This is a genomic window from Prosthecobacter dejongeii (assembly GCF_014203045.1).
Taxonomy (GTDB): domain Bacteria; phylum Verrucomicrobiota; class Verrucomicrobiia; order Verrucomicrobiales; family Verrucomicrobiaceae; genus Prosthecobacter; species Prosthecobacter dejongeii.
Window position 1 is genome coordinate 119,550 of record NZ_JACHIF010000005.1, and the last position, 17,344, is coordinate 136,893.

12 protein-coding genes and 1 pseudogene are annotated in these 17,344 nt (G+C 60.8%); 1 reads left to right on the forward strand and 12 read right to left on the reverse strand.

Features of this window, described 5'->3' with window-relative positions:
- Positions 1–87: 87 nt before the first annotated feature.
- The 11 genes and pseudogenes from katG to HNQ64_RS13150 form a co-directional block, all read right to left on the reverse strand.
- A complete protein-coding gene (katG, locus tag HNQ64_RS13100) occupies positions 88–2,307 on the reverse strand; it encodes a catalase/peroxidase HPI (RefSeq protein ID WP_184209772.1) in 2,220 nt (739 codons plus the stop codon).
- A 241-nt stretch (positions 2,308–2,548) separates the two neighbouring features.
- Positions 2,549–2,965: pseudogene (locus HNQ64_RS24165) on the reverse strand (Fur family transcriptional regulator); the annotation flags it as partial.
- Between the two features lie 181 nt (positions 2,966–3,146).
- Positions 3,147–4,142, reverse strand: coding sequence for an OmpA family protein (locus HNQ64_RS13110; RefSeq protein ID WP_184209273.1), 996 nt, complete (start codon positions 4,140–4,142; stop codon positions 3,147–3,149).
- 89 nt (positions 4,143–4,231) lie between these two features.
- The gene (locus HNQ64_RS13115; protein ID WP_184209275.1) at positions 4,232–5,071 is read right to left on the reverse strand and encodes an ABC transporter ATP-binding protein; all 840 of its coding nucleotides are present in this window, start codon (positions 5,069–5,071) and stop codon (positions 4,232–4,234) included.
- A 15-nt stretch (positions 5,072–5,086) separates the two neighbouring features.
- Entirely contained in the window at positions 5,087–5,992 is a 906-nt protein-coding gene (locus HNQ64_RS13120) for a hypothetical protein (protein ID WP_184209277.1), read from the reverse strand.
- A gap of 6 nt (positions 5,993–5,998) precedes the next feature.
- Complete coding sequence (locus tag HNQ64_RS13125) at positions 5,999–8,011, reverse strand: ABC transporter substrate-binding protein (RefSeq protein ID WP_184209279.1); 2,013 nt, start codon at positions 8,009–8,011, stop codon at positions 5,999–6,001.
- A complete protein-coding gene (locus tag HNQ64_RS13130) occupies positions 8,008–8,838 on the reverse strand; it encodes a polysaccharide deacetylase family protein (protein ID WP_184209281.1) in 831 nt (276 codons plus the stop codon). Before HNQ64_RS13130 ends, HNQ64_RS13125 begins: the two co-directional genes overlap by 4 nt.
- 12 nt (positions 8,839–8,850) lie before the next feature.
- On the reverse strand, positions 8,851–10,758 hold the full coding sequence (locus HNQ64_RS13135) for a cell division protein FtsZ (protein WP_184209282.1): 1,908 nt from the start codon (positions 10,756–10,758) through the stop codon (positions 8,851–8,853).
- A 44-nt stretch (positions 10,759–10,802) separates the two neighbouring features.
- Positions 10,803–12,017, reverse strand: a complete 1,215-nt coding sequence (gene ftsA, locus HNQ64_RS13140) for a cell division protein FtsA (protein WP_184209284.1) — start codon at positions 12,015–12,017, stop codon at positions 10,803–10,805.
- Between the two features lie 6 nt (positions 12,018–12,023).
- Positions 12,024–13,016, reverse strand: a complete 993-nt coding sequence (locus HNQ64_RS13145) for a cell division protein FtsQ/DivIB (RefSeq protein ID WP_184209287.1) — start codon at positions 13,014–13,016, stop codon at positions 12,024–12,026.
- A 140-nt stretch (positions 13,017–13,156) separates the two neighbouring features.
- The gene (locus HNQ64_RS13150) at positions 13,157–14,077 is read right to left on the reverse strand and encodes a D-alanine--D-alanine ligase family protein (RefSeq protein WP_184209306.1); all 921 of its coding nucleotides are present in this window, start codon (positions 14,075–14,077) and stop codon (positions 13,157–13,159) included.
- 102 nt (positions 14,078–14,179) lie between these two features.
- Here HNQ64_RS13150 and HNQ64_RS13155 point away from each other — a divergent pair, with 102 nt between their 5' ends.
- Positions 14,180–15,481 (forward strand): M20 metallopeptidase family protein, encoded by a 1,302-nt coding sequence (locus tag HNQ64_RS13155; protein ID WP_184209313.1) that lies wholly within the window; start codon positions 14,180–14,182, stop codon positions 15,479–15,481.
- 24 nt (positions 15,482–15,505) lie between these two features.
- Here the strand turns inward: HNQ64_RS13155 and HNQ64_RS13160 are convergent, their stop codons facing one another.
- Positions 15,506–17,272: an FAD/NAD(P)-binding protein gene (locus HNQ64_RS13160; protein WP_184209315.1), complete on the reverse strand. Its 1,767-nt coding sequence runs from the start codon at positions 17,270–17,272 to the stop codon at positions 15,506–15,508.
- Positions 17,273–17,344 lie beyond the last annotated feature (72 nt).

The window sequence follows — 17,344 nt, forward strand, 5'->3', positions numbered from 1 at the left end:
GAGTAGGATTGACGAGGGACAGACACCAAAAGACCTGCCCGAAGCGGGGCTTCGAGCAGGTCCTGTCGGGGGGGTTAGTGGATCAGATTACCGCTGGGCGCTGAGGTTTTGCAGGTCAAAGCGGTCCAGGTTCATGACTTTGGTCCAGGCGGCAACGAAGTCGGTGACAAACTTCTGCTGAGCGTCATCGGAGGCGTAGGCCTCGGCGATGGCGCGCAGTTGGGAGTTGGAGCCGAAGATGAGATCCACGCGGGAACCGGTCCATTTGACTTCGCCGGTTTTGCGATCGCGACCTTCAAAGAAGTGTTCACAAACGGCGGATTTTTTCCACTCGGTGTTCATGTCCAAGAGGTTCATGAAGAAGTCATTCGTGAGAGTCTCGGGGCGCTTGGTGAAGAGACCGAGCTGAGGGAAACTCACGCTGGTATTCAGCACACGCAGTCCACCCACCAGCACAGTCATTTCCGGGGCGGAGAGCGTGAGCAGGTTGGCACGATCCACCAGCAGTTCTTCGGCGGGGCGGTCATGCTCGTGCCCGAAGTAGTTGCGGAAGCCATCGGTGGTGGGTTCCAGCACGGCGAAGGATTCCACATCCGTGAGTTCCTGCGTGGTGTCGGTGCGGCCTGGGGTGAAGGGGACCTTCACGGGCTGCCCGGCTTTTTTCGCGGCTTCCTCGACGGCGGCACAGCCTCCGAGGACGATGAGGTCTGCGAGTGAAACCTTTTTGCCGTCCTTGGCGCTGCTGTTGAACTCCTGCTGGATTTTTTCCAGGGTGGCGAGGGCTTTGGCCAGTTCAGCGGGCTGGTTCACTTCCCAGTCTTTCTGCGGGGCGAGGCGGATGCGTGCGCCGTTGCCACCGCCGCGGTTGTCACTGCCACGGAAGGTGGAAGTGGAGGCCCAGGCGGTAGTGACCAGCCGGGAGATGGACAGGCCAGACTCCAGGATCTTGCTCTTGAGAGCAGCGATTTCGGGCTCACCAATCAGCGTGCCTGTGGTTTTCGGCACTGGGTCCTGCCAGAGTTGTGGCTCAGGAACCAGAGGCCCAAGGCAGCGGGTGATGGGGCCGAGATCGCGGTGAGTCAGCTTGTACCAAGCTTTGGCAAAGGCTTGCTCGAACTCCTTGGGGTTCTCTTGGAATCGCTTGGAGATCTTGCCATAAATGGGGTCCATCTTCAGCGCCAGGTCCGTCGTGAACATGATGGGGGCATGTTTCTTTTTCGGGTCATGCGCATCCGGCACGGTATTGGCGGCGGCATTGTTCTTTGGCTTCCACTGCTGCGCACCTGCGGGGCTTTTGGTCAGCTCCCAGTCATGGGCAAAGAGGTTGTCAAAGTAGTCGTGCGACCAAGCGGCAGGGGTGGATGTCCAGGCTCCTTCGAGGCCGCTGGTGATGGTGTCACCACCATTGCCTTTGCCATAGGTGTTTTTCCAGCCGAGGCCTTGTTCCTCAATGCTTGCGCCTTCAGGTTCCGGGCCGACGTGGCCTTGCGGAGTGGCTGCGCCGTGGGCCTTGCCCAGGGTGTGACCACCGGCGATGAGGGCCACAGTTTCTTCATCATTCATGGCCATGCGGCCGAAGGTCTCACGGATGTCTTTGGCGGCAGCGAGGGGATCAGCTTTGCCGTTGGGGCCTTCGGGATTCACGTAGATGAGACCCATCTGCACGGCGGCGAGGGGTTTCTCCAGGTTGCGGTCGCCCGTATAGCGTTTGTCGCCCAGCCACTCTGTTTCGGGGCCCCAGTAAATGTCTTCTTGAGGTTCCCAGACGTCTTCGCGGCCGCCGGCGAAACCGAAGGTTTCAAAGCCCATGGATTCCAAGGCGCAGTTGCCGGTGAAGATCATCAAATCAGCCCAGGAGATTTTTTGACCGTACTTTTGTTTGATGGGCCAGAGGAGGCGGCGGGCCTTGTCCAGGTTGGCATTGTCCGGCCAGCTATTCAGCGGGGCGAAACGCTGCGTGCCATCGGAGGCACCACCACGCCCATCAGCCACGCGGTAGGTCCCGGCACTGTGCCAGGCCATGCGGATGAAAAACGGGCCGTAGTGGCCGTAGTCGGCAGGCCACCAGTCCTGTGACGTGGTCATCAGGGACTCGATGTCCTTTTTCAGGGCCTTGAGGTCGAGCTTTTTAAATTCTTCCGCGTAATTGAAGGAGGCACCGAGGGGATTTCCCTTCACTGAGTTTTGGTGCAGGATGCGGAGGTTCAGTTGGTTAGGCCACCAGTCACCGTTGGACATCACGCCAGCGGCGGTGTGCCGGTTGGAGGCGGCTTTTTGGGTGCCACCGATGACGGGGCACTTTTCCATCCCTTCGGCCTTTTTGTGCGCGGCTTCATCCTGCGCCAGGCTATTGCCAGCCCAGAGGCTGAGGGCCACGGTGGCTAGGCCCAGGGCTTTTTTTCGGCCTAGAAACTGCATGGGGAATCGGCGGGCAACTCCTGGACTCCTCCTTGAACTGGCGTTGTTTGATTGTGGATTTCTCATGAGTGATGGTTGTGGGGTGGGTCGGATGAACGTTGGATTTCGCTATCGTTGGGTGGTCATTTCCAGATTTTTGGGCGAGGCAGCCAGGGCAGGTGCCCCAGTAGATGACCTCGGCTTCATCAATCTGGAAACCTGCCTGGTGGGAGGCGGTGAGGCAGGGCGTCTTGCCCACGGCGCAGTCCACATCCACCGTCATCCCGCACGTGCGGCAGATGAGGTGGTGGTGATTGTCGCCTACCCGGTCCTCATACAGCGCTGGAGATCCAGCGGGCTGGATGCGCCTGATCAGCCCCCGCTCAGTCAGCGTGCCGAGGGCATTGTAAACGGCTTGTTTGGAGATCACTCCGATCTCTGAGCGCACCTCATCAGCGATCACATCCGCCGTGCTGTGCGGCCTCGCCGTCACAGCACGCAAAACCGCCAGGCGCTGCGCCGTCACGGGGATGCCAAGTTCGCGAAAAAGGGCGGTGAAGTCAGACATGACTTCTATTAAACGCGCCAAAGTTATGGACTCAATCCATTATTTGTCCAAATCCATAAAATTATTTATCGCAGCCCAACCCATCTGAGGCTGAAAACAAAAAAACATCGTGGCCGAGGAAAATTCCTGCGCCCACCATGTCCTCTGTGCCGAGACTGGCTGTTTCAGCGGGGAGTAAACGCTACTGCTTGGCCTCTTGAGGCATCAGCACCACGCGGCGGTTTTTAGCACGTCCAGGCTCCGTGGAGTTGGTGGCGACGGGGGCGAGAAAGGCCACACCTGCGGGGGCGAGACGTTCGCTGGCGATGCCGTGTTGGTTGACTAGGGCGCTGACCACGGCCTTAGCCCGGCGATCCGAGAGGTCCATGTTGGAAGGCAAACTGCCGATGGCGTCGGTATGCCCGACCACGTAGAGACGCAGGGCAGGCTGTGCTTTGAGCAATGCGGCGATCTGCTCCAGGGTGGGCGCGGACTCAGGCTTGAGGGTGTCTTTGTTAAAATCAAAGTAGATGCCGTAGAGGGAGATGCTGCCATCGGCGTCCATACGGCGCTGCATTTCGTCGGACTTCACCACGACCATGCGGGTATCCATGCCACCGACGGTGATGAGATCCAGCAGTGCGAAAGGTGCCCCACGCGGCGCCCAGTTGGGGCGGATGGAGGCCGTCTTGCCCGCCCAGAGCGAGGCATAGATCTGCGAGCCATCGGGGGCGGTTTTTTTGGCGGAGAGGTAGCGGGTTTCAGCCGATTCACTCTGGAGTGAAGACGTGAAGGCATCGTCAATGAAGGTGATGCCGCCACGCGTTTGAGTGCCATCTTCCAGGAGGTAGAGCGTCTCAAAACCGGCGGCTGTCAGTTCTTGCTGATAGTTGCGAAAGAGTTCCAGAGTGGATCGGTCCGCTTCGGTGCTGTGGTAAGCGCGGCGTGTGACACGCCCTTCCAGGACGAGGGATTTTTCATACTTGCCCTCCGTGATTCTTCCGGACTTGAGGGCCTTGCCCAGAGGCAACACGTAACGATCAAAGTCCTTATCGGAGTAGCGAGAGATGAAGGTGTTGCTGTAGCGTTTGATGTTAGCGTCATCCTTTGCTCCCTCCGCATCTGCAGGAGTGCCTGCGGCCTGGAGGGAAAGCATGGAGCTGGCGAGGCCGAGGAGGGGAAGGAGGAAGAGTTTCATCAGGGATAACGATGTCGTCACCTAACGTTACGCGATCCTAGAGGCCAGGTGTCACACCTGGGCGGAGATTCTCTTCGCAGCCGTTGCGGCTATTGGGTCAAAGCGGAGTAATCAATCGTCCGCAGGCGATGTTTCTTCGCGCCCATGCGGGGAACACAGTCCAGCAGCGCCTGAGTGTAAGGGTGCTGGGGATGATTCAGAATTTGGGCCGTGGGACCGGTCTCCACGATCTCTCCCCGGAACATCACGGCCACGCGATCAGCCACATCTTTGATGATGCCGAAGTTGTGTGTGATGAGGATGAGGCTCATGTCCAGGCGCTTCCGCAGATCGGCTAGCAGTTCCATGATCTGCTTTTGGATGGTCACATCGAGCGCGGTGGTGGGCTCGTCAGCAATGAGCAGCTTAGGCTGGCAACAGAGGGCCATGGCGATCATGACGCGCTGCTGCATGCCGCCGCTGAGTTCATGCGGGTAGGCGCTGAGGCGCTTTTCCGGCTCGGTGATGCCGACGAGGCGCAACCAACTGAGGATTTCGGCATCGCGATCCTTCACTTCAGGGCGGTGCAGGTCCAGAGCTTCGCCGATCTGGGTGCGGACGGTGAGGACGGGATTGAGCGAGGTGGTGGGCTCCTGGAAAACGTAGGCGATTTCTTTGCCACGGACTTTGCGCAGTTCCTTTTCCGTCATCTTCAGCACCTCATGGCCGGCGATGCTGAGATGCGCGGCAGTGATGGTGGCAGGGGGCTCAGGAAGCAGGCGGGCCAGGGCCAAAGCGGTGGCGCTTTTACCACTGCCGCTTTCACCCACGATGGCGATGGATTCCCCCTGCTGCAGCTCCAGACTCAGGCTCTTCACAGCCACGGCAGGCGGTCCACCATGGCGGCGGAACTCGATCTTCAGGTCGCGGATGCTCAGGAGAGAGGACATAAAGGAGAAGGGGTACTACCGGGGACGCGGCAGGATGATGCGGGCCAGCAGCCCAAATGACAAGGCCCAAAGCACATACGGCCAAGCGAGCAGCAAAGGGGCTTCTGGGGTCTGCAAAGCGGCGGTGTAAGCGGCGTGAAATTGCGCCGCTAAAACTGGATGACCAGGGCAGCCGAGGGCGACCCACAGTACCAGACCCCAGGCCACGCCATTGCAAAGGGTGGAGATGACTCTACGGGTATCATGGCGCCAAAGGTGCCGCCGCCAAGTCTCCTCTGGGCTGAGGCCGATGACCCAGGCTCCTTCGCGGATCTGGTCGTGTGCGGTGAGCTGATAAACCTCTGGCTGGCGGGGCCAGGCGCAGGCCCCACAGGCCCATAAACCAGCGAGCAAGAAAACAGGCAGCAGAGCGCCTAGCACGGAGCTCGTGGCCTCTGGTTGGAGGGTAGGGAGCAGGGCTGCAAGTGCGCCCGGCAGGTGAAAGGCATCCTCCGCCACGGCCAGCCCGAGTGCTGCGGGGAGGGCTAACCCTGCCACCTGCTGGTGAAAAGGCCGCCGACTTACGAGGCAGGAGCTCAGCAGGTGCGCCGTCAGGGGCGCGGCCAGGAGGAGGATGGCCGGTGCCCACCACCACACCCAGGTGGCGAGGCGTGTCAGGGCATCTCCTCCCGCAGAATCTGCTGCGGCTGGCATGAGGCTGCTGAGGGGGAGCCCCCACTGGCCTACCCACTGCCCCACCACTGCCCAGATGAGGACGGAGAGAGGTACCAGCGCGAGGGCCTGAGACAGCAGTGCGAGGGGCCAGCGCGCCCATGTCCCCAGTCCACGTGCCATGGCCGCCAGCGCTTGCGCTGTCGTCACGGTGAGCAGCAGCACTCCTAAAAGGAGGCTGAGGCTAACGAGGAATGAAACAATGGACATGATGAACTATTCGTTAGGCGCGCGCATCTCCAACGATTCCAAAGGGTTGGCCCGTAAGAGTCGGCGAAGGGTCAAAGGTCGATTCAAATCGGGGGCCTCCAACTGAGGGAAGCGCGCGCGCCGAATGGCCATCTCCTGCAAGTCGCCGATGAGCGGTAACACCGGCTGCTGGGAGAGAAAACGCTCCTGCAAAGCACGGGCGCGGAGCGGGAGCTGAGAGGTGTCAAACTCACCTGCCAAGGCTTCGAGGAGGAGGTCGAGCTGAGGGTCGGCCAGTTGGCCAAAATTCAGCCCGGCTCCCACCTGCCCACTGTGCCAAAAGGCCGTCTGATCCCAGGCCAGTTCATAGTCCAGGCCCAGCAGCACGGCATCGAATTTACCGGGGGAAAGGTGGTCTGGGAGCAAGTTTTCAGGCGCTACGGACAGGACGGTGACACGGGCACCCAGCAGGGCCCATTGCCGTGCCAGTTCCTGGGCCAGGGCATCTCGCAGGGCGTTACCCGTGGTGACTAACAGTTGGAATTCCAGGGCTTGGCCGCCTTTTTTGGCCACGCCTGAGACGTCTTTCAGCCAGCCTGCGGCCTCCAGTTTTTCCTGCGCGGCCTTGGGGTCAAAGACGGAGTCGGTGGGGCCCGGAGAATACCACAGATTGGGGGTAAAAAGGGGGTCGGCTAGCCGTACTCGATTACTCTGCGGCAGCAGCTTGGGGCGATCCAGCCCCAGAGCGAGAGCTTCGCGCACGGGCAATTCCGAGAGGCGAGAGGAGCGTAGATTCCACACAACGAGCAGGCGATTTCGCGGCGGGGTGGGGTGAAAATTCAGCAGGGTTTCTTGCTCCAGTTCAGACTTCTCGTTAGGCCACACCACATCCAGTGTGCCTGTGGCGAGAGCCACGCGGGTTTGCAGTGCTGGGGTGCCAGTGAGGACCTCCAGCCGCGTGGGTTGGCTGCCCTCTCCTGGTGTGCGGGCGGACAGGGTGAGACGCTGCGTGCTCTGGTGGATGACCTGCCACTCGCCTGCGCCGGGAAGTGGGATAGGGGTGCCTTCGGGATGTTTTTCCAGCCAGGCTGCGGGCAGGATGGGGAAGCCCACCCAACTGGCCAAAGCAGCCCCGTAACTGCGCCGATACGTCACCCGCACTGTGTTGCTGCCCTGGGCTTTGATTTCCTGAATGTGACGGAAGCCCTCGCGCCCTGGGATGGGGTAACCGAGGCGCATGGCGTGGGCCACGGTGGCGCGCACATCCGCCGCAGTCACCGGGGCTGAATCTGGCCAGCTATGACGATTGTTCAGCTCCAAATCCAGCACCGGTTCCAGCAGGCCCGCCACCTCTGCTAGGGGTGTCATGCGTGGCACAGGCTGGCCATGATCCAGCAGCCAGGTGGCCACTGCATCCCGCACTTGCAAGAGGGGGCGGGTGGTTACCAGTTCACAGGTGCCATCTTCATCAAACCAGAGACGAACGATGCCGGGTGCGTGAGCGGGATCTGCGGCAAAGGCTTCCAAGACGGATCGTGAAGCAGGCAGGCTATCCAAGCGCAGAAAGGTCAGCGGCAGCAGCGCATCCGTGGCCAGGGCCTGGAGGGCTTCATCCGTGCCGGGGCTGCCAGGTTTGGCAAAGCGGAGGATGAGGGTGAGGCCTTCGGTGGTCACTTCCTCCAAGGCCCAGGCTTGGCGCTGGGAAAGGGGGATTTCTGCCAGCTTACGCTGGGCGGTCTGCAGAGCTTCAGTGGTGGGGAACCAGCAGGTCACCCGCTGGTGCCAGGCCCAGCTTTCGGCCAGTCCAGGGGAGAGGCGGCCCTGACTGTCCAGACGGATCAGGGGCTCATGCAGCAGGTCCAGGAGCTGGCGCTCGGCCTCGCTGGTGGGGAGGAAGGGGTTCAGCGCCGGGATCTCCCCGGGCAACATCATCACCACCGCCTCGGCCCGGGCGGGGGATGCCCGATGGACCTGCCACGCCGCCCAACTGGCGACGCCGAGCGCCACCAGGGGGATGCCAAAGATCAAAGACCGGTTCATGAAGGTTCCAGCCTAGGTGGGGGTGAGGCGGGTTGCAACGAGGGGGGCAGAGCAGCTTGCAGACCACGCGTGGCCAGCAATCTAAGGGTTCCCCCCAGTACTTCTACGCAGTTAGCGGGGCCATCATGCACCAGAATGATCGCCCCCGGCTTCAACGAACGGGCAATGAGCCGCAGAATGAGCTGGGGGTCTTTGATCACGCCGTCAAAGCCCCGGCAGTTCCAGATGGCCATGGTCAGCCCAAGGGCACGCAGGGGTGGGGCCAGGAAAAGATTGTGATGCCCCACCGGAGGGCGGAACCAGCGCGGCTTTTCTCCCAGGATCTGTGTGAGCGTTTGTTGGCAGCCGGCCACTTCCTGCCACATGCGCGCTGGGCGCAGGGACCAAAAGCGGCCCGCAGGGTGGGTCTGGCTGTGATTTCCAATGAGGTGCCCCCGCTGGGCGATCTCCCGCACGAGCTCGGGATGGCGGGCGGCTTTGGCCCCGATGAGGAAAAAGCCTGCTTTGGCCTGGTAACGATCCAGCAGGTCTAACAATAAGGGGGTTGTGGTGGGGTCAGGCCCATCATCCACGGTGATCCACACCTGACCCTGGGCGGCTTGCTCGGCAGGAAGTTGAGACACATGCGGACCAAACAGGCGCACGCGGGGCACGATGCTGCCATAACCGATGAGGAAAAAAGTCGTCCAAAAAATGCCGAGAGCCCAGCCCCACTGCCCGGTGAGAAGACAGGCGGTGCAGGCAGTAGCTGGCAGCAGGCTGACGATGAAACGCCGCGCATTTTCACGGCGACAGGCCTCAGGCTGCTCAGGGATCGGCAGGGCCATCCAGGAAGACGGTTACCGCTTCAGCTTCCGCTTCAGGCGCATCCAGGTCGGGACGTCCAGGTCTTCACCGCCGGAGGCGATGGCAGGCTCGGTGTCCTTGAATCGGCCGCGATCTTGGTCGGAGAACCCGAGGTCAATCTGTTCCTGGTTCGTGGGCTTTTTCGCCACCACCATGTTAGCGGGAGGGGCATAGGCGAGGTCTTCCGCCGGCAAATTGGTGCGAGCGACGACGGCGGCCAGCGGAGAGGTGGCGGGGCGGGGCTGCGGCGCGGGAGCCACGGCCTGGGGTTCCGGTGCGGGTGCTGGCGCAGGGGCCGGCGTCATGAAATCTTCGATGCGGAGGCGCTCCCGCACGGGCGGGGCTGGGGCGGGAGCAGGCGGCTCGGGCTCCGGTTCGTACTCGGGTTCTGGAGCAAAGCTGGCATGCGAGGCAGAAGGCTCCTCCTCGTCATAATACTCTTCCTCTTCGTAAGCGGGTTCCGCCGCAGAAGGGGCGTCGGGTAGACCAGCAGCGGCTGGGGCTTCGGGGAAGAGTTCAGGCTCGTCTGCGATGAAAGAGGTGTGGGCTTCCGGTGCGGCCAGGGAGATGATTTCATCGTCCTTGAACAGCAGGTCCATGGAGTCATCGCGGCTCAGCGGAGCGGAGCGTGCTGGAGCGGCCACGGCGGCTGGTTGTGGCTCGGGTGCGGCAGCGACAGGGGCAGGAGCTGGGGCGGCGACAGGAGCTGGAGCTGGGGCGGGCCGTGGGGCACGGACACGGGGCGCTGGGGCCGGAGAGAGCGTGAGCGCCGGAGGCTGCTGAGTCGCCGCCGGAGCTGGAGCAGCCACGGGGGCTGCTGCCAGTGGGGCGGAAGCGACTGCATCGGCCAGGCTAGGCATGGGCCGGTCCGTCATCGGCAGCATGTTGGCGGGAGGGGCCGCTGCAGCGATGGTGTTGAGCTGGGTGAGGCCCAGGGAACTGATGAGGGTGACGGAAATGGCGTCTCCCAGGCGGGCATCCACAGCCACCCCGAAGAGGATGTGGGTGTGGTCGGGCACGTGGCGGCCCAGTTGCTTCATGACGGCATCCACCTCCATGAGGGTGAGCGTCTCGCCACCGGCGATGTGGACCAGCAGGGTCTTCGTCTGGTGCAGCAGGCGGCCTTGATCAATGAGCGGGCTCTTCAGCGCACGCTTCAGGGCCTCGGCACCGCGGTTTTGGCCACGGGCTTCGCCGAAGCCAAAGAGGCAGCGGCCATTGGAGGTGCTGAGGGCGCTGGTCAGGTCATCCAGGCCCAGCTTTACCAACCCGGGGGTGGAAACGATGGTGGAAACGGCGCGCAGGCTCTGAGCGATGAGTTGATCCGCCTGAGCGAAGGCTTTCTGGATGCCGTCCTTCGGCAGGATCAGTTCGCCCATGCGATTGTTCTCAAACAGGATGAGGGCATCCGCCCGCTTTTGCAGTTGGGTCAGGGCATCTTCCGCCTGGCTGAGGCGGCGGCGACCTTCGAAGCTGAAGGGCATCGTGGCGGTGACGTAAACCAGGGCGTTGGAGGCTTTGGCGATTTCCGCAATGACAGGAGCAGCCCCAGAGCCGGTGCCGCCGCCAAGACCGGCGCAGATGAAAACGATGTCGTAGCCTTCGATGGCCTGGCGGATTTCCTCGCGGGAAAACATGGCAGCTTCACGGCCCAGGTCGGGATCTCCGCCCGCGCCGATGCCGCGCATCAGTTCCGCCCCGAGCTGGATCTTGGTCGGAGCCATGGCGTGGCCCAGTACACGGATGTCCGTGTGCATGCAGACGAGCTGCGCCTCCACGGTGCGATCCAGCGTGATGCGGTCGAGTACATTGCTGCCTGCGCCGCCGATGCCGACGATGCAGGTACGAAGGGCGGGCTTGTTGGGTTCTTCCCGCTGCGAGTGGCGATCGTATTCAACCATAGTACGGCGTGGCTGGAGGGTGAGCTAAAAGGGAGGGTGAAAAATCAGATGGCGACAGACAGGAGATCCGCCATCCGATGTGCCAGCCTTTTGAGCGGGGACAGGAAGGGCTTTTCTTGGTCCAGGATCTGCGCATAACGAATGAGACCGATAGGGGCGGAGAATTGAGGATTCTCGAAAGTAGCAGTCACGCCACTGACGGGAGCTGAACCTGCACGCGTTACCTTCATTCCAAACACTTCTCGGGCCACTACGTCAATCCCTTTTAGCAGGCTGGTGCCTCCCGTGAGATAAACTCCGGCGGCAATGCGGCCTGTGTGGCCTTCGCAGCGCTGGTGCACCTGTTCCAAAATTTCCCGCACCCGCAGGTAGATGACCTCATTCAAAAAGGCCCGCTCCACCTCGCCGAGCACGTAGCCCGTGTCATCTTCCACCCGCACCATTTCGCCGGGAGGGACGTCTTCATATTCGCAACTGCCTTCCGTCACCTTCAGCGCCTCCGCCCGGCCATGGGGAATCTGGAGGGCCATGGCGATGTCTTGGCTGATGTGGTCTCCCCCCAGAGGGATGCAGCCGGAGATGGTGAGCATGCCATCTTCATAAAGCACGAAGTCAGCCGTGCCGCCCCCTAGGTCAATCATCAGCGCGCCTTCGCGTTTCGCCTCACGGTTCAGCACCACCTGAGCAGCGGCGATGCCATTGAAAACCACGTCTTCGACTTCCAGCGGCACTTCCTTGACGCACTTGATGGAGTTCTGGATGCGCGGCAGGCTGCCGTGGACGATGTGATAGTCCGCCTCCAACTGCCGTGCCTGACGGCCGATGGGCTGGCGCACGGCCTCCACACCATCCACGATGTACTGGCGCGTGACGCTGTGCATGGAGATGCTGTCCTGCGGCGCAGGCACATTGCGGGCGATCTCCTTCACCTCTTCGACATCGTCTTCGGTGATTTCCGACTGGTCAGCCGGCAGGCGGTAGCAGCCACGATTGTTGACGCTTTCGATGTGGCCACCGCTGACGCCGAGGAAGACGTTGCGGATCATGACATCGCTGTAGTCTTCCGCCCGGACGAGGGCGTCATTCAGGCAGGTGTGGACGGTGTCAAAGTCCACGATTTCGCCTTTGCGGACGCCGCGTGAGGGAGCCGTGCCAACACCCAAGATCTTGATGGTGCCGTCGCGCTTCGCCTCGCCGACGACGACGCAGATCTTGCTGGTGCCGATTTCCAGGCCTGCATAGATGGTGGTCTTCGCCATAATGTGTCAACGAGCTGAGGTGGTTTTTGAAAGAGTCACGGGAACAGGGCTTTCCGGCTGCAGACCGGCGAGGTCAGGCGGCTGGCGAAAGGTGATGGGGACATTTTGCCGGGCGAGGAGATTCAGCGTGCCGATCTCCCACCGCCGCTGGCGGGCCTCGAGGCGGATGCGGTCCAGCCGGGCGAGTTGCACATCCAGGTCATCCACGCCGAAGGTGATGACGGACTTGTCAGCAAAGGTGGCCAGCATGGAGTAGGGGGTCTGGATGTCCAGGCTGCGCACCTGAGGCTGGCCTTTTTCAAAGCGTTCTTCCAGCTCGCGCAGTAGTTTGAGGGCTGAGGTGAGTTGCAGATCCTGGATGGCGGTGCCTGCCGTTTTTTGGGCCAGCGCCGCGTAGCGGATTACGGGCAGGGCGGCCAGGGTCTCTGTCACCGTTTCGCAGGGAAAAGGCACGGCTTCGTGGTCCAGTAGGTGGCCTACTTCAGGGCGTCCAGCGATCATGCCCAGGCGCGGGCAGTCTAGCCACGCCACGGGCTGCCGCTGGGTGATGCGCAGAGTCATCAGGCCGGCGTCAAAGTCCCGCTCGATGGCCACATCCTTCACGGGGGGGAGCTGGCGCAGGCGGGTGTGCAGAGCACGCATGTTGATGGTCAGCAGGTTTTCCCCACGAGTGAGCAACGTGGCGCGAACGATCTTTTCCACCGAAAGCGGCCCACGCGTCTGCACGGCCACATCTTGCAGCTCAAACTGAGGGTTTTTGAGGATGGCCTCCTGCACGGTGATCTTCACCAGCACAAAAAAGCAAATGATGGCGATGAGGCCCAGGGCCCACTTAAAGCCTCGCCGATGCGCGGCCTTTTTCTCCATCTCGCGGATCTTCGGCGAGTCCACCCGCAGGCAGACATCCATGGTCACTCCACCCACCTTCGCAGGCTGCTTTTTCGCAGCAGGACGAGGCGGCTTCGGAGCCGGGGCAGAAGCTTTCTTGGGTGAGGGCATGTTCGGGAGAAGCTGACCTCAAGACTTTAAAGCCTTAATGATCAACTTTTATTAAATACCCGAAACGCTGTCTAAGCGCCATGACTTTTCTAGAAAAAAGAGTGGCTGCGGCCTTTTCGGAGGTCGCAAGCCGTCTTCTCCTAGGCTCGCGCTGCCAAAGACAGCTCGATGATGTGCACGCAGAGGTCAGGGAACTCGATTCCCACGGCCAGCGCCGCCTTGGGCAGCAGGCTGCTGCTGGTCATGCCGGGGATGGTGTTGATCTCGAGAACGAAAGGTTCACCGTCATTCCGCAGCATCACGTCCACACGGCCATAGACCTCCGTGCCGCAGGATTTAAAGGCAGCCATGGCGGCCTCCTGCACCCGCCGGGTGGTGGCCTCATCCAGGTCTGCTGGGCAGTGGTAGTGCGTTTTGCCCGTGCCATTCAGCCAGGGGTATTTATTGCTCATGTCATAGAACCCATCCACAGGCTCGATGTGAATGATGGGCAGCACCTGGTCTCCCAGGATGCCGATGGTCAGCTCTTTCCCCTCCACAAATTCTTCGACAAGGGTGGAGGTGCCGTATTTTTTCGCTTCCTCAATGGCGCTGACCCATTCTGCTTCGGTCCGGCAGATGTTCACACCCACGCTGGAGCCCTCACGCGGTGGTTTGGAAACCAAGGGGATGGAAATGTCGAGCGGCTGGCTGCCATCCAGCAGGTAATTTTGCGAACGTGGGGTAGGCACGCCTGCGGCGACGAATCTCTCTTTGCTCTGAGCTTTGTCGAAGGCGATGCGGCTGCTTTCCACTCCAGCACCGGTGTAGGGGATACCACGCTCTTCCAAAATCGCCTGCAACTGGCCATCCTCACCAAAGGTGCCGTGGATCAGGTTCATGGCGATGAGGGCATCCGCAGGCACGTCAAAGTCTGGCCCGGTCACGTCCACTTCCACCACCTCCGCTCCCTTGGTCTTCAAAGCGGCGATGACACTCTCTGCCGTCTTTTTAGACACTTCGCGTTCCGAACCGGGGCCGCCAAAGAGGACGGCGATCTTCTTGCCTGTGATGTCGAGCATGGTGGGGAGATATGCTCTCACTCCCTCATTCGTGCAAGAGCGCCTGACGAAAATCCCCAGACGGGGTCTTGCTACCCTCGTCTGCCTTTCCTAACTTGCGGTATGAAATTGCTGCCGCTGTTGTTGATCGGGGTTTCACCTCTGGCCTTGGCCGATGAAAAACGCGATGCTCTCTTTGCCTCATCGGTGGAGGCTATGTTTCCGAAACTCGTGGAGACCCGGCGCGACATCCATGCGCACCCGGAACTCTCCAATGAAGAGGCGCGCACCGCCGCTTTAGTCGCTGAGCGCCTGCGCGCCCTGGGCCTGGAGGTGCAAACGGGCGTGGCGAAGCATGGTGTGGTGGCTCTGCTCAAAGGTGGCCAGGAGGGCAAGTGCGTGGCCGTGCGGGCGGACATGGATGCACTGCCCATCAAAGAACTGCGCTCCGTCCCGTATCGCTCGCAGAACCCCGGTGTGATGCACGCCTGTGGGCATGACCTGCACACCACAGTGGCGCTGGGGGTGGCGGAGCTGCTGGTCAAGCACCGCGACCAAGTGAAAGGCAGCGTGAAGTTCCTCTTTCAGCCCGCCGAGGAGGCCATGCCGGCCAGCTTCAAGGGCATCTGGGGTGCGAAGATGATGATCGCAGAAGGGGCGATGGCCAATCCGAAACCGGATGCCGTCTTCGGCCTGCACTGCACCACCTCCGTCGCCCCGGTGGGCGTGACGGACGACGAAACGCACTACCTTTCAGCTGGGCAGGTGGCCTACACCATCGGTGCAGACAACGCGAACAGCGACCGTTTCCAAATCACCATCCGAGGCAAGATGGCCCACGGCTCTGCCCCGCATAAAGGTGTGGATGCCATCGTCGTCGCGGCGGAGGCCATCACCGCTTTGCAGACCATCCGCAGTCGGCAGACGAACACCCGCCAGCCCCTGGTCATCAGCATCGGCACCATCCAGGGCGGCCAGCGGGAAAACATCTTGGCGGAGGAAGTGACCCTGGGGGGCACCGTCCGCACCTATGATGCGGCCTTTCGCGATGGCGTGGTGGAGATGATGAAACGCATCCTCAAAGGCATCACGGAAGCGCATGGGGCTACCTACACCATGGACTACCGCATCGGCTACCCCAGCATCATCAATCAAGAGGCGCTGGTGAAGGCCACCCTGCCTGCTTTCAAACGCCTGCTGGGGGAGGCCAATGTGCTGGAAGTCATCCCGAGCATGGGTGGGGAAGACTTCTCCTACTTTGCTCAGGTGACCCCTGGATTTTACTTTCGGTTAGGCGTGGCCAATGAGAAAAAAGGCATCATCCATGGGGCGCACACCCCCATGTTCGATGCGGATGAGGACAGTCTAAAAACCGGAGTCGAAGTGATGGCGGCGGCGGTCTGTGACTTTCTGAATGCGAAGTAGATCCAGCCCGGCAGAGGCTGGAAGTTAACCTGCGGCTGCCTCAGTCCGCACTTCTTCCAGCCAGGCTTTCACGACGATGCGGCTGGTGTCATTGCAGGCCTGCAATCCATAGGAATAAGGCCGGTGACCCGTGGTGTGAGGGAAGGCGATGTCGTGGATTCTTGGGTTTGCCTTCCCGCAGTCACCAATCACCCGATACCTATGATCAATGTCAATGCCGCCCGTTTTTAGCAGCGTGTCTCCATGGATTTTTAACAGCAGTTCGGGGTCTTCCTTCGCCAGTTTGGCCACGCTTTTGGATCGGTAAAAAGCGGCGCAGGCAGAGCGGACAGTTTTGTTTTTCACCAGGCTCGGAAAGGGGTAGTCTTCGAGCTCCAGGGGGCCCTGGCCACTGCAATCAATGAACATCTCATAAGTATAGGTGGAGGTGTCATCTTCCTGCTCCACCTCAACCACCGTGTGCCGCTTGGCTTTTGATTTTCTGACATGGGTGACAGAGCCGGGAATCATCTCTAGCTTGCCTGCATCATAAAGGGCTAGAATGGTATTCCCTGAAGGCAGAGGCATGGCTGCGATGACATTGAGAAGGAATGGCATCAACTTTTTATGCAGGGTGACATGATCCTCCGCCGGCATGCAGTCGGCGTAGTAGTTGAGGGTGTAGATGAGATCATCCACCCGTTCTTTCCAATGGATGGGCCGATGTTGTTTCACGGACTCCTCGGCCTCCTTCATCTCGATGCGCATGCCTTCAAACGCATTGTCGTATTCATGCTGCTGGCTCATTTCCTCGATGAAATCGAGCAGCTTAAACGAAGGGTCCTTCAGCCGTTTCACCATCTCGGGCAGGTCATCTTTCTGAAAGGCCTCTTGAAGCACAGGACGGCAGACTTGGTCGAAGTACGTTTCCAACCTCAGCCTGCCCTGGGCATCCATCAGCTTGGCCATGTCTGAAGGACTGACATGACGATAAATTTCCCGCATGGGCTCCTCCTGGTCGAACTGCAAGTGCGGTAGCAATCCTTTCGAAGAGTGCATGACCATCTTGAATCCTTCCGTGCCGGGGTGAGGGCGGTAAGTGAGGGTCTCCCCCTTCCGAATAAAGTCCCCATGCCGATGAGCCAGTGAAGAAATCACATCGAAAGCGCTAAGTGAGGCCCCCAGAGTACCGATGACAAAGTTGTAGTGTTTCCCCTCCTTTGGCAGCAGCTTGGCGATGGGCCAGGGAGATGCATAATAGCCCGCTTCGGGCACGTCTTTTTCAGGCCAGCGGTGCCCGGTCGCGATGATCACGCGATCAAACTCATACGCCTCACCCGACTGAGTGAAGAGGGTGACACGCTGGTTTTCAGCATCATCTTTGACATCCACCACCTGACAGTCGGCGTGGCTGTGAACGCGGATGCCGACTTCGGACAGCCAGGCCTGCAGCAGTTGATACTGAGCTTTGAAATACTGGCCGAGCGCCAAACGCCCATACACCTCATCTTCCTTGATCTCCATGCCCTCCAGCCCCAGGTCTGCGAGGACGGAAGGAGCCTGAGAGCGGAGCCAGTCTGCCAAGGTGGTGGGTAGCTCGGGCAGTTCCTCAGACGAGATGTTTGACATGTTGTAAATGTCCGTCGTCTGTGGCGTGTAGGGCATGCCCATGCCGATAAAAGCATTCTTTTCAAAGACCACGATTTCGCTCAGCGTAGGGCTGAGGCTGGCGGCGTGATCCATGATGTGCTTGAGCAGGTAGATCGCCGAAGGGCCGCTGCCGATGATGGCGAGAGATTGAGGACGGGTCATACGGGGGGAGTCGTTGGAGTATCAGAGCTTCGTGTGGGAGCCATTTGGTGGCCTTGATGCGAACTTGAATAA

Coding starts and splice junctions, on each gene's coding strand:
- katG (WP_184209772.1), bottom strand. CDS start 2,307: ATGGAAAAGTGCCCCGTCATCGGTGGCACCCAAAAAGCCGCCTCCAAC.
- HNQ64_RS13145 (WP_184209287.1), bottom strand. CDS start 13,016: ATGCCCTCACCCAAGAAAGCTTCTGCCCCGGCTCCGAAGCCGCCTCGT.
- HNQ64_RS13155 (WP_184209313.1), top strand. CDS start 14,180: ATGAAATTGCTGCCGCTGTTGTTGATCGGGGTTTCACCTCTGGCCTTG.
- HNQ64_RS13130 (WP_184209281.1), bottom strand. CDS start 8,838: ATGGCCCTGCCGATCCCTGAGCAGCCTGAGGCCTGTCGCCGTGAAAAT.
- ftsA (WP_184209284.1), bottom strand. CDS start 12,017: ATGGCGAAGACCACCATCTATGCAGGCCTGGAAATCGGCACCAGCAAG.
- HNQ64_RS13160 (WP_184209315.1), bottom strand. CDS start 17,272: ATGACCCGTCCTCAATCTCTCGCCATCATCGGCAGCGGCCCTTCGGCG.
- HNQ64_RS13150 (WP_184209306.1), bottom strand. CDS start 14,077: ATGCTCGACATCACAGGCAAGAAGATCGCCGTCCTCTTTGGCGGCCCC.
- HNQ64_RS13115 (WP_184209275.1), bottom strand. CDS start 5,071: ATGTCCTCTCTCCTGAGCATCCGCGACCTGAAGATCGAGTTCCGCCGC.
- HNQ64_RS13135 (WP_184209282.1), bottom strand. CDS start 10,758: ATGGTTGAATACGATCGCCACTCGCAGCGGGAAGAACCCAACAAGCCC.
- HNQ64_RS13125 (WP_184209279.1), bottom strand. CDS start 8,011: ATGAACCGGTCTTTGATCTTTGGCATCCCCCTGGTGGCGCTCGGCGTC.
- HNQ64_RS13110 (WP_184209273.1), bottom strand. CDS start 4,142: ATGAAACTCTTCCTCCTTCCCCTCCTCGGCCTCGCCAGCTCCATGCTT.
- HNQ64_RS13120 (WP_184209277.1), bottom strand. CDS start 5,992: ATGTCCATTGTTTCATTCCTCGTTAGCCTCAGCCTCCTTTTAGGAGTG.